Here is a 14,490-nt window from a genome sequence, read left to right as displayed (position 1 = left end):
AACTTGGTTTGGGAGGAACTGTTCCCTTTCCGACGTGCGAATCGCCACGGCCGCGCCGCTCGGCGCTGATTGGCGCAAAGCGCTGGCTATCCCTGGCCGCGGCAGGGCTCCGCGCTGCCCTCGCCCTCCTGGCGGACGAAGAGCAGGGTCTCGGCCCGCAGGCGGTGCGCTTCGTCCTTCAGCGCCAGGGCGAGTGCGGCGACCGCGCGCGCCGTGTCCTCCGTGATCGTCGCGGCCTCGCGCACCTCGTCGGCGTGCTCATGAACCTCGCGGGCCCGGCTGGCCGCGGAGCGAATGCTGGAGGCCAGGCCCTGGGCGGCCGTCATCTGGCTGTCCTTGAACCGGTCGACCTGGCGGCTGAGGTCCTCGGCATCCTCGATGCGGGAGCGGATGCGCCGCAGCGCCGCGATGCACGCCAGACTGGCGGCCCGCGTCGTCTCGATCTGCACGTTGATGTCCGCCGTCAGGTGCGCCGTCTTCTCAGCCAACGCCTTCACTTCCGCCGCCACCACTGCAAAGCCGCGGCCGGCCTCCCCGGCGCGCGCCGCCTCGATGGACGCGTTCAGGGCCAGGAGGTTCGTCTGCCCAGCCACCCCGCGAATGGCCTGGGAGACGGATTTGATCTGCTCCGCCGCAAAGGCGAGCTCGGCGACCGCCGCGTCGCTCTGTTCCGCGTCCACGCTGGCCAGTTCGAAGTGCTGCACCGTGCTGGTCAAACTTTCGGCGATGTCCTGGGCCGCCCGCGAGAGGGCCTCGGCCGTGTCCGCCGCTTCCGACACGCGAGCCGAGGCCTCCAGAGCTCCCGCCGCCACCCCGGCGGAGGACCGCTGGGAGTGCGTGACCGAGACGGTGAGTTGGCCGGTGACGTCGGTGAAGCACGCGGCCATCTGGTCCAGCTTCTCGACGGCATGGTTCAGATCAGCTGCGAAGCGAAGCGCCGCCTCCCGACGCTCGGCCCTGCGCCGCAGGTCGGCCTCGATCCGGTCGCGAGCGGCGAGTTCGTTCTGGGTCGTGCTGGCTTCGTTGCGCGCGCGGGCCAGGGCGTGGCGGGCGTCCCGCTGTCGCAGGAGCAGCCGGACGATGAAGGCGATCCCCAGGGCGAGGACAAGGATCAGGACGGCCGCGACCGCGCGCACGACCTTCAGGATGGTGGTCCACCCCTCGAAGATCGCGGACTCGTTGAGCGTCATCGTGACCAGCAGGGGAAAGTCGTCCAAGGCCCGCGCCGTGATCACGCGGGGTCGCGAATCGGCTGGGTTGGTGGTCCGCGGTTTCGTGATGAAGACGGCTCGTCCGGGGGCGTCCAGCGCCGTCATCGCGTGAGAGCCGGGCACGGCCGTTCCCAACGCATGCTCCATCTCGGGGAACCGGGCCAGAAGCACGCCGTCCATCCGCCGCAGCGACAATTCGGCGTCGCCTGGGCGGACGGCCTGGAAGAACTGGGTGAAGAAGCTGGTCTTCAGCCCGACGAGAACCAACCCGAGCGGCCTGCCCGTGGACGAGGACAGCTTGCGGACGAGGTAGAAGGTCCACTCCCCGTTGCCCTTGTTGCGGACCGGCTTGCTGATGAACTGGACCAGGCCCGGATCGGCCTTGTGCGCCAACACGTAGTCTCGCTCGCTCAGGTCGATCTGGGGCGTCGGGAAGCTGCGCGAGAAGTTCACCACGCGGCCGGCATTGTCCACGAGCGAAAGCACGTCGATCTGGGGCACGCCCGCGACGCGATTGCGGAGCATCTCGAATACCGCCTGGGTGGACAGATAAGTCTGAAAGCCAGCCTCGTCGTTGATGCCGGTGTCCCGGACATAGTCGGCGATGCTGCCGGCCACCACCGCCGCGGCGGTCATGCTCTGGCGGGTGTGCTCCGACACCAGGAGGGCGAGTTCCGCGGCCCGCGACTTGGCGCTCTCGATCACCAGCGGACGGCCAAGGACCTGAAAGGCGACAAGAACCGCGACGACGATGGACGCCCCAAACAGGCCGGCGCCCAAGGGGATGAGCGCGACCCGCAGAAATTGCCTATGTCTCTCGCGAAGAACCGACATCCATTGGCCGCCAGACTGATCCCGAAACTTCGGGCCTGGCGGTTGAGCGCCGGTTAAATTGACGGCACGTAAGAGTACTTAGATGACCGAGTAAGCTCGCAAAGGTTGCAGGTCAGGTCCGCCCGCGTTTCGTGCGCCTCCCCTGTGCGCGGCATCGAGCCCCTTTTTAGGTCCTGCATCACCGGCCGATCCGCAGGGTGCTGACGAGCCCGCCCGCGAGCGCAAGGGCGGCGCCGATGGCGAGTCCGATGCGCGGCGCGCCCTCGGATCTCGTGACGGTGAAGAGAAGCTCCATGATGATGGCGCCTGTGGTCTGGCCCACCAGGCGGGCGGTGCCCTGCATGCCTCCGGCGGCGCCCGCCCGCTCCCGCGGCGCCGACAACAGCATGTTGCGGTTGTTCGGGGTCTGGAAGAAGCCGAAGCCCAGTCCGCACAGCACGGTGAAGACGACGAGCGGCGGCAGCCCCCGGTGAAGCGGCCAGGCCGCGGCCAGGGCCAGCCCGACGCTGAGGCACACGCCGCCGGCGGCGCAGAGCCAGGCGGTCGACACCCTGTTGGCGAGGCGCGCCGAAATGGGCGCCGCCAGGGCGACGGTGAGAGGCCAGGGCGTCATGTAGAGCCCGGTCATGAAGGCGTTCTGGCCGAGGCCGTGCTGCAGGTAGAAGGGCAGCGCGACATAGCTCGCCATCTGCGCGGTGAAGCAGCACACGGACGCGATCACCGAGATCCGGAACGGCCCGCTGCGCAGCAGATCGATCGGGATGAGCGGCGCTTCGCGCGGGGCCTCGCGCCGGATCAGGGCGATGAGACTGACGGCCGCGACCGCGATGAGGCCCAGGGCGATGGCGGCATTCTCCGTGAGCAGGTCGACGCCGACAACGAGGGGGCCGAACACGCCGGCGTTGAGGGCGACGCTGAACAGATCGAGCCGCCGTCCCGAGCCTGGCGTCTCCGGGAGCGCGTGTGACGCCAGCAGGACCACGGCCCCGACCGGGATGTTCACCGCGAACAGCCACGGCCAGCTCGCGACCGAGAGGATCGCCGCGCCCAGCGTTGGCCCGGCGGCCGACGAAAGCGCGACGGCCAGCGCATTCCAGCCGATGGCGATCCCGAGCATCTGGTGCGGGTAGGTGAAGCGCAGCAAGGCCGCGATCAGGGACATGACCGCGGCGCCGCCCAAGCCCTGGAGGAAGCGGGCCGCCACAAGCCAGGGCAGCGACGGCGAGAAGGCGCACAAGGCCGAAGCCGCCGTGAACAGCACGACGCCGCCCACGAAGACGCGTCGGTACCCGAGGCTTTCCCCCAGGGCGGCGCAGGGCAGCAGCGCCATCACGAGCGCCACCTGGTAGCCGGTGACCACCCAGATCGAATCCGCGGGCGAGACCGCCAGGACCGACGAGATGGTCGGCAGCGCCACATTGGCGATCGCCCCGTCGAGAACGGCCAGCACGATGGCCGCCAGCAGGGCCCCCGCCGCGAAATAGCGTCGCGGGGTCGGGAGTCCGTCCGCGTCGCGATCCTGGATGGGCTGCATTCCGAAGCCTTCGCTTGCTTGCCTGGGCTCCACCTGCGGGCGAAGGCGGGCGCTGACCAGTCTGGGTGCGCCGGTTATAGGACACTTCCTAGGTCCCACCAGGATCGGGTCTGCGCGCGAGCCCGCGGGAGCGCGGCTGGGCGGCCGTCCCGGGAACCATCCCGCCGTGAGCCGTTACCTGTTCGGTCGTAAGGGAGAGTTCATGTTGAAGACCATTGCGATCCTGATCGCCGCGCTGGCCGTCCTGGCGGGAGGGCTGTTCTTTGTGGCGTCCCGGGTGACGCCGGGCGCCAAGACCGAGCCCAAGAAGATCGGGCCCGCCATGGAGCGCCCCTATGCGCCGCAGCCGATCCCGCGCGCGGATACGCCGCCTGCCCGCGTCGCCCGCCCTGCTCCCGCGCCGGTGCCGGCCGCCCCTGCTCCGCCCACCGCGACGGCGCCCGCTTCGCCGGCGCCCTCCGCTCCTGCTCCCACGGTTGCCGCGCCCCAGGCGGCGGACGCGGCAGCGCCCGAAGCTCCGGCGACGGCCGCCGCGCCAGACTCGGCTGCGCCGCGTTATCCCAAGGGCTATGCCGGCTGCGACCACTACAAGAGCTACGACCCGACCACGCAGACCTTCAAGACGCGGGAGGGCCGCGTGATGCCCTGCCGGGTGCAGTGAGTCCGGTCCGGCTCAGAACGACTTCGACGGCGGCTGGTCGAAGGCGTACATCAGGCCCGCCGTGAGCATGCCGCCGTCGATGTTGAGGATGTGGCCGTTGACGTAGTCGGCCATGCCGCTGGCCAGGAACACGGCGCCCTTGGCGATCTCGTCCATGGCGCCGTAGCGATGCTGCGGGATGATGCGCAGATAGGCCTCGCGGGTCGCCTGGGTGTGGATCACCCGCGCCATCTCGGTGTCGATGGGCCCCGGCGCGATGCCGTTCACGTTGATCCCCTTTTCGGCGAGCTCCACCGCCATGACCTTGGTCAGGAGCTCGAGCCCCGCCTTGGCCGCTCCGTAGGCGGCGCGCCCCACCCCTCCCCGCTGGCCGGAGAGCGAGCAGATGTTGATGATCCGACCCGAGCCCTGCCGGGCCATCACCCGCGCGCAGCGTTGCGCGACGAGAAAGGCGCCGGTCAGGTTGACGTCGAGGACCTTGCGCCAGTCCTCCAGGACCGTGTCGAGGAAGAGCTGGTTGATGCTCACGCCGGCGTTGTTGACCAGCACGTCGATACGGCCGTAGGCGTCGACGGCGCCGTCCACCATCGCCTGCACGGCCGCCTCGTCGGACACGTCGACGTGGAACGCGATCGCGTCGCGGCCTTCGTCGGCCAGGCGCCTCGCCGTTTCGAGGGCCCCATGGCCGTTGATGTCGGCGATCACCACCTTCGCGCCGTTCTCCGCGAACAGGGTCGCCGTGGCGAGCCCGATCCCGCGCGCCGCCCCGGTGACGACGGCGACCTTGTCCTTCAGCATCATTTTCAGCCTCCCTGCGTTCGGGTGGACGCGGCTAGGGCTCCATGACGGCGCCGCCGCTGACCACCATGCCGTGTCCCGTGGTGAAGCTCGCCCGGTCCGACAGGAGAGAGGCGATGGCCTCCGCGATCTCGCCGGGCCTGCCGGTCCGCGCGTCCGCCGAAGTCGTCGGGCTCCCCGCTCATCAGGCGCACCGGGCGCTTATGCCGCCGTCCACCGGCAGGCACACGCCGGTGATGTACTGGGCCTCGTCCGAATTCAGGAAGGCCGCCGCCTTGGCGATGTCCCAGCCGGTGCCCATGACGCCCATCGGGCACGACTCGTCGCGCTTGCGGACCATCTCGTCCGCGTCGGCGTATTGGCCGCTGATATTCTGGTGGATATGGGGCGTGTTCATCATGCCGGGCATGATGCAGTTCACCCGGATGTTGTGCGCGGCGTACTGAAGCGCCAGGCCCACCGTAAACTGGTTCACGCCGCCCTTGGCCGCGTAGTAGGCGGGGTACGGGTAGCCCGTCCACCGGATCGCCGCGATGGACGAGATGTTGGTGATCGAGCCCTTCTTCCGGGCGAGCATGTGCGGCAGGACATGCTTGCAGGTCAGGAACATGCTCTTCAGGTTCACGGCCATCGCGAAGTCCCAGTCTTCTTCGCTGAGCTCGATGGGGCCGCCCATCTTGGGCAGGCCGACATTGTTGTGCAGGACGTCGACCCGGCCGTGCCGGGCTACCACCGCATCCACCACCGCCTTGATCTGATCCGACTGCGTCACGTCGGCCGCATGGGCCGACGCTTCGGCATGTCCTTCCGAGCCGATAATGCCGCAGGTCTCCCGCGCGGCCTCCAGATTCAGGTCGACGGCGGCCACGATGGCGCCCTCGCGCGCGAACTGCACGGCCGCAGCCTTGCCGTTGCCCCAGCCCGGCCCGACCGAGCCCGCTCCGAACACGATCGCGACCTTGCCTTCCAGACGTCCTGCCACTGCGGCCTCCCTCGTTGCGTTTCTCGTTGGCTCCTCAGCGGGCCCGCAGCCACGCGGTGAGCGCGTCCTCGACCCGTGTGCCGACGGTGATGCCGGCCTTTTGCGCGCTGTTGTTCGCGTGGGAGATGACGCCGGAGCGCCAGGTGTCCCGGGCGTCGCCGATCCGCGCGCTGGTGGAGCTCACGGCCGCCGCGGGGACGCCCTTCTCGTCGAGGGCGCGAAGCCCGGCGATGCCCGCGTCCTCCTTGCCGACGCCCGCATCGTTGAAGATCGCCCCCACCACGGGCAGCGCGGAGGTGATGTCGCCGGAGCTGCGCCCGCCATGGGAGCCCGACACGGCGAAGACGCCCCCGTCCCCGGAATTGGCGTAGGAGATCGAGTCCATCAGGACGATCTTGAACTGGCCTTTTTCGCCGATCACTTCGCGATGACAGCTCATTGGTCCTCCCCTTTCGACTTGTTGGCGGAGCCCTGCCCCGCGCTGGGCCGCCTGCTCAGCCGCCCCCATCGCGGGCGACCGAAAAGAAATCCGCCCGGCCGACCTGGCCGCCCTTGAGGGCGATCTCCAGCCCCTGGCCGCTCGCGTGGTCGGAATGGGCGGCGCAGAGCGGTGAACCAGGGGCGATGGGCGCCAGCGCGGTGAGGGCGTAGAGCCCGAGTTCATGCGCCGCATGGCCCGACGTGTCGCCGCCCGCGATCACGGCGCGGCGCAGGCCGGAGGCGCGTAGGACGTCCCGGAGGATCTGCCCGAGGCCTGCGCCGACCCGGGCGTTGACCTCCGCCGCCGAGGCGCCGCTGGCGGCGATCGCCTCCCGCATGGCGGGCACGCTTGGGTCGTCCGGCCCGGACGCCGTGAAGACCAGGGGCGACCCGCCGGCGCCGACGGCGGCAAGCGCCCGGTCCGTCGCCTCCCCGACCGCCCTGCTCCAGGCCACGGAGTCCACGGCGCGGCCCGGATCGATGCGGATCGGCTCGAAGCCGTGGCGCTCCGCGTGGGCGATCTGCCCGGCGGTGACCGGCGAACAGGAGCCCGAGACGCAGGCGATCCGCCTTTCCGGGGCCGCCCTGAACGGACCGGGCGGCCCCGCCAGGAGCCCCACCTTGCGCCAGTGGGCCAGCAACGCGAACTGGACGCCCTGGGAGCCGATGGCGAAGATGCGCTCGCCGCGGTTCTCCCAGATGAGCCGGCCGGTCTCGGCCAGCGTCTCGTCGTCGAGCACGTCGAACGCGATGATGTCGGCGGCAGCACGGGCGCGCTCCAGGGCGGCGTCGCCCTCCCCCTGCTTCATGGCGACGAAGTCGACCAGGCCGATCGGCCTCTCTGTCTGGCGCGCCAGGTGCACGGTCACGTCCGCCTCGTCCATGGGCGTCACGGGATGGCGCGCCATGGTGGGATGCCGGTCGAGCCGATATCCACGGCCGTCCACTGCCGCGAAGAGATTGCCGAACGCCTGGTAGCGTCCCATGTCGGGCGCGGCCACGACCAGCGGGCGCCAGGTCCCGCCCAGGATCGGCGCGCCGAGATCGATGGCGTGGCCGATGGAGCCCACATGCGGGGCGGAGTCGAAGGTGGAGCAGACCTTGTAGTGGACCACCGGAGCGTCGAGGTCGCGCAGCGCGCGGAAGACTGGCGGCAGGCGCTCGTCCATCCATGCGGGACTCTGCGACCGGGCCACGCCCGCGATGCCGATGGCCCGGTAGGACGCGAACCGAGACAACTGCTCGGGGGTGGGCGGCGCCAGGAACAGAACGGTCGGCAGCCCGGCGAAGGCGGTCGCCTCCATGGAAGCGGACGAGCCGGTGAAGTCGTCGCCATAGAAGGCGATCAGCAGGCCATCCGGCAGCCTGTCGCGCACGTCGACGCTCATCCGCCATAGGTCTCCAGGGCCCGGGCGAGCGCCGGGTGGGCTCGGGCGTGCGTCGCCGGGTCGATACCCGCCATCGCCGCCTCCCAGGCCTCGCGCAGGCTGGCCACGCCGGCGGCGGGCCCGTCCGGATGGGCCATGATGCCGCCTCCCGCCGCAAAGATGAGATCCGTGGAGCCCAGCGCCCGGAAGGTGCCGTCGGCCTGCCGGGCCGACTGCCCCGACGAGAACACGGGCATCACGGTGCAGGGCTTCGCCTCGAACATCGGGGTCAGGCACGCGCGCGCCGAGGCGATGACGCTGTCGTCGTCCTCGCAGAACTTGTTGGCGAGCCCGTTCACATGCATGTGGTCCACGCCGGCGAGGCGCCAGATCTTCTGCCAGGCCACATAGGACCACCCCAGGAGCGGATGCCGGTTCAGGGCGCCCCAGCCGTTACGGTGGGCATGGATCGGCAGCTGCGTGTGCCGGCCCAGTTCGACCATGCCGACGAGCCCCACCGCATTCAGGCTCGCCATCACGCACGTGCCGCCGAGCGCCAGCACCAGGTCATGACGCCGGCGCATCTGGTCGAGGTCGCCGGTGAGGTTGAAGGCGACCATCGCCTTTTTGCCGGTGCGGTCCGCGTGGGCGTTCACGACCCGCATCACTGCCTCGGCGCGACGGTCGAAGGGGCAATGGGGCCCGTCGGCCTGCAGCTCGTCGTCCTTGATGAAGTCGATCCCCGCCTCGCAGAGCGTCTGGACCAGCGCGGCCGTCTCCTCCGGCCCGAGCCCGACGCTGGGCTTCACGATGGTTCCGATCAGCGGGCGGCCATGGACGTTCGCCAGCCTTCGGGTACCCTCGACGCCGAAGGAGGGACCGGGATAGGCGTCCGCGAAGGCGGTCGGCAGGCGCAGGTCGAGCAGCCGCAGGCCCGAGAACTGCCGCAACTCGAACAGGTTGCCGGCAACCGTCGCCACCAGGTTGGGCAGCGACGGCCCCATGTTCTCTATGGGCCAGGACAGGGTGCAGCGCGCCCGGCGATACACGACGTCCTCGCCCCCAGGTCGCCCCGCCCCGGGGAGCGACGGGACCGGGACGACTTCGTCGAACAGCTCCAGGGCCTCGATGCGTGCGGCCGAACGGGCCTTCAGCTCCGGGGTCTCGCCCGGGACAGGCACGAAGGTGCCGCTCGACTGCTCGCCGGCCATGGCCTCGGCCGCGCGCCGGGGGTCGTAGGCCGTCTCGATCAGGTAATCCGCCTCGATGCGGACCGGGTCAGCCATTCGCGTCACCCCTTACCGACCCAGCACCGCGTTGGGCAGCCACAGCACGAGTCCGGGGATCAGGGTGATCAGGACGAGGACGAGGACGCCCATCAGCAGGAAGGGCATGACCGCCTTCACCTCGTCCTCGAGCCTGATCTCGGCGAAGTTGGCGCAGATGTAGAGCAGGATGCCGACCGGCGGCGTCAGCAGGCCCAACATCAGGTTGAACACCATCACCAGGCCGAAATGCACCAGGTCCACGCCGGCAGCCTGGACGATGGGGACCAGCACCGGGATCAGGATCAGCATCGCGGCGATGGCTTCCATGAAGCATCCCACGATCAGCAGCAGCCCGTTGATCAGCATCAGGATAACGATCGGGTGCGTCGACACCGACGAGATCCACCGGGCGATGGTGGTCGGCAGGCCGCTGATCGCCATCAGGTAGCCGAAGGCGGAGGCCACCGCGATGATGAACATGACCAGGGCCGAATCCAGCGCCGTCTGGACCAGGATGGGGAACAGGTCCCGCAGCTTGAGGTCGCGGTACACGACCAGGCCCACGAAGGCGGCGTAGACCACCGCGACGGCCGCGCTCTCGGTCACGGTGAAGATCCCTCCCGTGACGCCGACCAGGATGATGAGCGGCATCAGGATCGCCCAGACCGCCGGCAAGGCCCTGCGCGGGAGATCGCGCCACGGCACCGCCTCGTAGACCGGGAAGTCGCGTTTCCAGGAGATGTAGTAGGCGGCCGCCATCAGGGAGAGGCCGAGCATCAGGCCCGGCACGACGCCGCCCAGGAAGAGCGCCGCGATGGAGATCCCCTTGCCGACCGACAGCCCGTAGATCACGAGCGGGATCGACGGCGGGATGATGGGCCCGTTCACGGAGGCGGAAGCCATGAGCGCCGCGGAGAACGGCGCGCCGTAGCCGTTGCGCTTCATCGCCGGGATCAGCACCTTCCCAAGGGCCGTGGCGTCGGCGACGGCGGAGCCGGAGATGCCCGAGAAGATCATGGTGGCGAGCACGGTCGTCTGCGCCAGGCCGCCCCGAAAGCGCCCGACCACCGCGTTGGCGAAGGAGATGATCCGGACGGTGATCCCGCCCTGGTTCATGAGGTTGCCGGCCAGGATGAAGAAGGGAATGGCGAGGAGCGAATAGGAATCCGCGCCGACCAGCACGCGCTGGGCCAGGAGGGACAGGGGGAGTTGGCCCTGAACGATCAGGGCCAGGAGGCTCCCGAGTCCCATGGCGAACCCGATGGGCACGCCGATCAACATCAGCACGACGAAGCCAAGCAGCAGCGCGGAACTCAAGCCTTCCTCCCTGTCTGGACGGGCCTGGCCGTCGTGGACGGCGTCGCCGGGGTCACACGCTCGTGCTCACCCCGATCTTGTCGAGCGCCACGCGCCGGGCGGGCGTGAGCAGCAGTTCGAAGAAGAAGAGGATCATCATCGCCCCGGCCACGGGGGCGGCGAAATAGAAGGTCGCGGGCGAGATATCGAGGGCGCCGAAGGTCTGGTCGAGCGTGTCGACCGAGAGCTTCGCCCCGTAGACCAGCAGCACGAGGCTGAAGACGAGGATCAGGCCCTCGACGAACCAGAGCACCGCCATCCGGGCCGGCCGGGGGAGCATCAGGACGAACATGTCGATGGCGACATGGAGGCGCTCGCGATAGAGCACGGCCGCGCCCAGGAACGTCATCCAGACGAAGAAGATGCGACAGACCTGCTCCGTCCACGACAGGGGCGCGTTCAGGGCGTAGCGCCACCAGACGGCCGCCAGCGTCACGGCCACGATGGCCCCCGTGAGCACGCCGAGGGCGATCTTGGCGACGCGAACGAGGAGTTCGCACAATCCGGTCAGCGCACCATTCATCCCGACACCCCTCCAGGCTGGCAGGACGGCGGGGACCCCGCCGTCCCCATGTCGCTCAGGTCAGTTGATCTCGCGGATGCGGTCGACCCACTTCTTGCCGGCCGGGAACTCCTCGCCGATCTTGGCGACCGATTGCCGGAAGGCGTCCTTGTCGACCTCGGAGATGACGATCTTCTTCTCCTTGATCTTGTCGAGGATGGACTTGTCGTCGGCCTCCACCTTCGGCCGCAGGTCCGCCTCCATGTCGCGCGAGGCCTGGTCCACGGCTTTCTGCATGTCCGGCGAGAGCGCCTGGTAGGCCGCCTGGGAGGTGATGAGGCAGTTGTCCTGCATCATGTGCTCGGTGAGCGAGAGATGCGTGTTCACCTCGAAGATGCCCGCGTTGTAGGTGAGCGCGAGCGGGTTCTCCTGGCCGTCGATGATGCCGGACTTCAGCGAGGTGAACACTTCGGGGAACGGCAACGGCGTCGGCGAGGCGCCCATCAGCTCGAAGGTGCGGCGCCAGAGCGCCGTCTCGGGCACGCGGATCTTGAGCCCCTTCATGTCGGCGGGGCTCTTCACCACCTTGTTGCAGCTGAGCATGCGGGGCATGCGCGGGATCGCCGCGAGCGTGCGCAGCTTCGCCTGCTTGACGAGGTCGGCGGTGTAGTCGTCCCGCAGCACGTCCCAGACACGGTTCTTGTGCGGCACGTCCTTGAACAGGTACGGGTAGGTCCAGACCTCGGCCGGCTTGTACCACCCGGCCACGAGTCCCTGCCCCGGGCTGGCGACGTGCACGGAGCCCTGCAGCAGGCCCTCGACGTGCTCGCGCTCGCCGCCCAGCGAACCGGCGTGATGGTTGGTGACGACGAGCTGTCCCTTGGTGAGTTCGCCGACGCGCTGCGCGAAGACATCCAGCGCCTGGGCGATGAAGTCGCTCTGCGGGACCGCGCTGGCGCCGATCCAGTTCACCTGCGCCGCTCGCGCGATGGAAGGCATGGCCACGGCTGCGCCGGCGCCCGCGACGAGACCCAGGGCCTGGCGGCGTGAAACGCCGCAGGTGCGATCCTCTGTCATTCTGTTCCTCCCTCGTGGAAGCGCCGCCCGATTTCCGGGTCGTGCGCGTCAGAGATCAACGCGACATGTCTTGGTCCACCAGTCGTTCTAGCCGACGCCAGAAACATCGTTGCGTTTTTTCTGCACGGACTACTCCAACCGTGAACGGACGGCCTGCCGCCCGCCGGTCCAGCAGCACTCTATGCAGATTTCGTTGAATTCTCTTGCGTGCGTTTCTTCCCAAGACCATCCGAACACAATGCTTTCAGGCTGGCAACCCGCTATCGAACTCATCCGAATACGCATGACGCGGATGTTGCGCCGCAAACTGAACCGATTTGGCCGGCCGGCGCCGCTGACGCTGCCGCAACAGCCTTTAAGAGGCCCGATCGAGGCTCTTTGGAGCACGGCCATGCAGCAGGCGAGGCCCCGCCATGCGAAAACCGGGATCACTCGGGGCTATGCGCCCGCCCGGCTCCGTTGAAGTCTAGTCCGGACGGCGCGACCGGCCCGCAATGTTGCAGGCGCGAAAACAAACAACGCCGCATTCCAGGGTGCCGTCTCGATCTTCGGCGCGAAGACTTGGCGCCGGCGGTCGAACGCGGCCCCGCAGGGAGGACAACGCTTCCATGACCGCCTTCAGGAATCCGCTCCGCCCGAAGTTGCAGGCGGGACAGGCCACTCTCGGGTTTTGGGTGACCCTGGAATCCGCCACCGTCACCGAGATCGCGGCGGAAGCCGGCGTGGACTGGATCGTGGTGGACATGGAGCACGGGTGCCTCAGCTACCGCGACGCGCTCGATCATATCCGCGCGGCGAAGGGGTCCGACCTGGCGGTGATCGTGCGCGTGCCCACGACGACGGTGGACACGGTGAAGCGCGCGCTGGACCTTGGCGCCCATGGCGTCCTGCTGCCGCTGATCCGCACGGCGGAGGAACTGCGCGCCGGCTTCGGGCACGCCCGCTATCCCCTCACGGGCCAGCGCGGGCTCGGCGGCGAGCGCGCGGTGCGGTGGGGCGCCGCGGTGGAGAGCTACGTCGCCTGCGCCAACGACGAGACCATGGTGATCCCGGTGATCGAGACGGCGGACGCCATCGCGAACATCGACGCCATCCTGGACGTCCCCGGCCTGGAGGCCATCTTCTTCGGGCCGTCCGACCTGTCCCAGAGCCTCGGACACATGGCGGTGTGGGAAGGCCCAGGCGTGGCCGACATGATCCTCCGCACGGCCGCGAAGGCGACCGAGCGGGGCATCGCCAACGGGGTGATCGGAACCTCTCCGGAGGACATCGCCCGGCGCCAGGAGCAGGGATTCCGGATGATCGGGCTGGGCTCCGACGCCGGCCTGCTGCTTCGCCACCTGAAGCGCGCTGTCGAGGCCTGCCGGCCCGGCGCGCTGGCCTGACCCATCAAGCAGGTCCGCGCGCAGCCATGCGCGCGCAACAACAAGCGTGAACTCGGGGAGACCGCATCATGGAAGTAGGCTTCATCGGACTGGGCGTCATGGGACGCCCCATGGCATCGAACCTCTGCCGCAAGGGCTTCAGGCTCGTCGTCAACGACATCAACCAGGCCGCCGTGCAGGAGCTCGAGGGGCTGCAGGCCTCCTCGGCGCCCACCCCGGGCGAGGTGGCGCAGCGCTGCGACGTGCTCGTCACCATGCTGCCTAACTCGACCATCGTCCGGCAGGTGCTGCTCGGCCCCGATGGCGCCATGGCCCAGGCCCGCAAGGGCGCGGTCGTCATGGACATGAGCACCGTATCTCCGGAAACCACCGATGCGCTCGCGGCCGAAGCCAGGGCGCGTGGGATCGGCTTCGTGGACGCGCCCGTCGGGCGCCTCGCGGCCCACGCCGCGCGGGGCGAGTCGCTGTTCATGGTGGGCGGCGAGGAAGCCGACGTCGCCCGCGTCCGGCCCCTGCTGGAGGCCATGGGCACGACCATCTTCCATTGCGGCCCCGCCGGGTCCGGCACGCGCACCAAGCTCGTGAACAACTTCCTGGCCGTGAGCCTCTGCCAGCTCAACGCGGAAGCCCTGGCGCTGTCCCAGGGGCTCGGCCTCCAGCTCGAGCGGACGCTCGACGTGCTCTACGGCACCACGGCGACCAACGGCCAGCTCAAGATCAACTGGCCGGACAAGGTGCTGAAGGGGGATCTCACGCCCGGCTTCGCCATCGACCTCGCCCACAAGGACCTCTCCCTCATCGTGGAGGCGGCCAACGCCGCCCGCGTGCCCATGCCGCTTGCGGCCGCCGCCCGGGAGGCCTTCAGCTCCGCACGGGCCCGCGGCTACGGCGACAAGGACTTCTCGGCCATGGCGGACGCCCACTGCGAGACCGCCGGCGTCGCCAAGCCCCGGCTCTCTTCGAAGTGACGGGCATGCGCAGGGGATGAGGTCCTCGGGGCGTTGGGCACGGAGTGGGACCGGAACCGGCCGGGCG

Annotated in this window: 13 protein-coding genes and 1 pseudogene; 3 read left to right on the top strand and 11 right to left on the bottom strand. The window is 69.4% G+C overall.

Annotated elements, in window-relative coordinates; translation table 11 throughout:
- Window positions 1–86: 86 nt before the first annotated feature.
- The gene (locus SLNSH_RS09175; protein WP_106336368.1) at window positions 87–2,045 is read right to left on the bottom strand and encodes a methyl-accepting chemotaxis protein; all 1,959 of its coding nucleotides are present in this window, start codon (window positions 2,043–2,045) and stop codon (window positions 87–89) included.
- A 178-nt stretch (window positions 2,046–2,223) separates the two neighbouring features.
- Window positions 2,224–3,579 (bottom strand): MFS transporter, encoded by a 1,356-nt coding sequence (locus SLNSH_RS09170; protein ID WP_106336367.1) that lies wholly within the window; start codon window positions 3,577–3,579, stop codon window positions 2,224–2,226.
- A gap of 202 nt (window positions 3,580–3,781) precedes the next feature.
- Here SLNSH_RS09170 and SLNSH_RS24865 point away from each other — a divergent pair, with 202 nt between their 5' ends.
- A complete protein-coding gene (locus tag SLNSH_RS24865) occupies window positions 3,782–4,240 on the top strand; it encodes a BA14K family protein (protein WP_158266726.1) in 459 nt (152 codons plus the stop codon).
- Window positions 4,241–4,252: 12 nt separating this feature from the next.
- On the opposite strand, the gene SLNSH_RS09160 is transcribed toward SLNSH_RS24865, so the two are convergent.
- From SLNSH_RS09160 to SLNSH_RS09120, 9 genes and pseudogenes are all read right to left on the bottom strand, one after another.
- Window positions 4,253–5,041, bottom strand: coding sequence for an SDR family NAD(P)-dependent oxidoreductase (locus SLNSH_RS09160; RefSeq protein WP_106336366.1), 789 nt, complete (start codon window positions 5,039–5,041; stop codon window positions 4,253–4,255).
- Between the two features lie 31 nt (window positions 5,042–5,072).
- Window positions 5,073–5,183 (bottom strand): annotated as a pseudogene (locus tag SLNSH_RS09155) (SDR family oxidoreductase); the annotation flags it as partial.
- 39 nt (window positions 5,184–5,222) lie between these two features.
- Window positions 5,223–6,020 (bottom strand): SDR family NAD(P)-dependent oxidoreductase, encoded by a 798-nt coding sequence (locus SLNSH_RS09150; RefSeq protein ID WP_106336365.1) that lies wholly within the window; start codon window positions 6,018–6,020, stop codon window positions 5,223–5,225.
- Between the two features lie 34 nt (window positions 6,021–6,054).
- Window positions 6,055–6,459 carry a hypothetical protein gene (locus SLNSH_RS09145; RefSeq protein ID WP_106336364.1) on the bottom strand — a complete coding sequence of 135 codons (405 nt, stop codon included), beginning with the start codon at window positions 6,457–6,459 and terminating at the stop codon, window positions 6,055–6,057.
- Window positions 6,460–6,514: 55 nt separating this feature from the next.
- On the bottom strand, window positions 6,515–7,888 hold the full coding sequence (locus SLNSH_RS09140; protein WP_196240228.1) for a four-carbon acid sugar kinase family protein: 1,374 nt from the start codon (window positions 7,886–7,888) through the stop codon (window positions 6,515–6,517).
- Window positions 7,885–9,153 (bottom strand): ribulose-bisphosphate carboxylase large subunit family protein, encoded by a 1,269-nt coding sequence (locus SLNSH_RS09135; RefSeq protein WP_106336363.1) that lies wholly within the window; start codon window positions 9,151–9,153, stop codon window positions 7,885–7,887. Before SLNSH_RS09135 ends, SLNSH_RS09140 begins: the two co-directional genes overlap by 4 nt.
- 12 nt (window positions 9,154–9,165) lie before the next feature.
- The gene (locus SLNSH_RS09130) at window positions 9,166–10,452 is read right to left on the bottom strand and encodes a TRAP transporter large permease (protein WP_106336362.1); all 1,287 of its coding nucleotides are present in this window, start codon (window positions 10,450–10,452) and stop codon (window positions 9,166–9,168) included.
- Between the two features lie 52 nt (window positions 10,453–10,504).
- On the bottom strand, window positions 10,505–11,014 hold the full coding sequence (locus tag SLNSH_RS09125; protein WP_106336361.1) for a TRAP transporter small permease: 510 nt from the start codon (window positions 11,012–11,014) through the stop codon (window positions 10,505–10,507).
- Between the two features lie 60 nt (window positions 11,015–11,074).
- Window positions 11,075–12,070 (bottom strand): TRAP transporter substrate-binding protein, encoded by a 996-nt coding sequence (locus SLNSH_RS09120; RefSeq protein ID WP_106336360.1) that lies wholly within the window; start codon window positions 12,068–12,070, stop codon window positions 11,075–11,077.
- Between the two features lie 608 nt (window positions 12,071–12,678).
- Here SLNSH_RS09120 and SLNSH_RS09115 point away from each other — a divergent pair.
- Both SLNSH_RS09115 and SLNSH_RS09110 read left to right on the top strand, forming a co-directional pair.
- Window positions 12,679–13,455: an HpcH/HpaI aldolase family protein gene (locus tag SLNSH_RS09115; RefSeq protein ID WP_158266725.1), complete on the top strand. Its 777-nt coding sequence runs from the start codon at window positions 12,679–12,681 to the stop codon at window positions 13,453–13,455.
- A gap of 68 nt (window positions 13,456–13,523) precedes the next feature.
- A complete protein-coding gene (locus SLNSH_RS09110; protein WP_210202494.1) occupies window positions 13,524–14,423 on the top strand; it encodes an NAD(P)-dependent oxidoreductase in 900 nt (299 codons plus the stop codon).
- Window positions 14,424–14,490: the final 67 nt, after the last annotated feature.

This window comes from Alsobacter soli, assembly GCF_003004785.1.
In the GTDB taxonomy this organism is placed as follows: Bacteria; Pseudomonadota; Alphaproteobacteria; order Rhizobiales; family Beijerinckiaceae; genus Alsobacter; species Alsobacter soli.
This window is presented reverse-complemented; position numbering and strand designations above follow the sequence as displayed.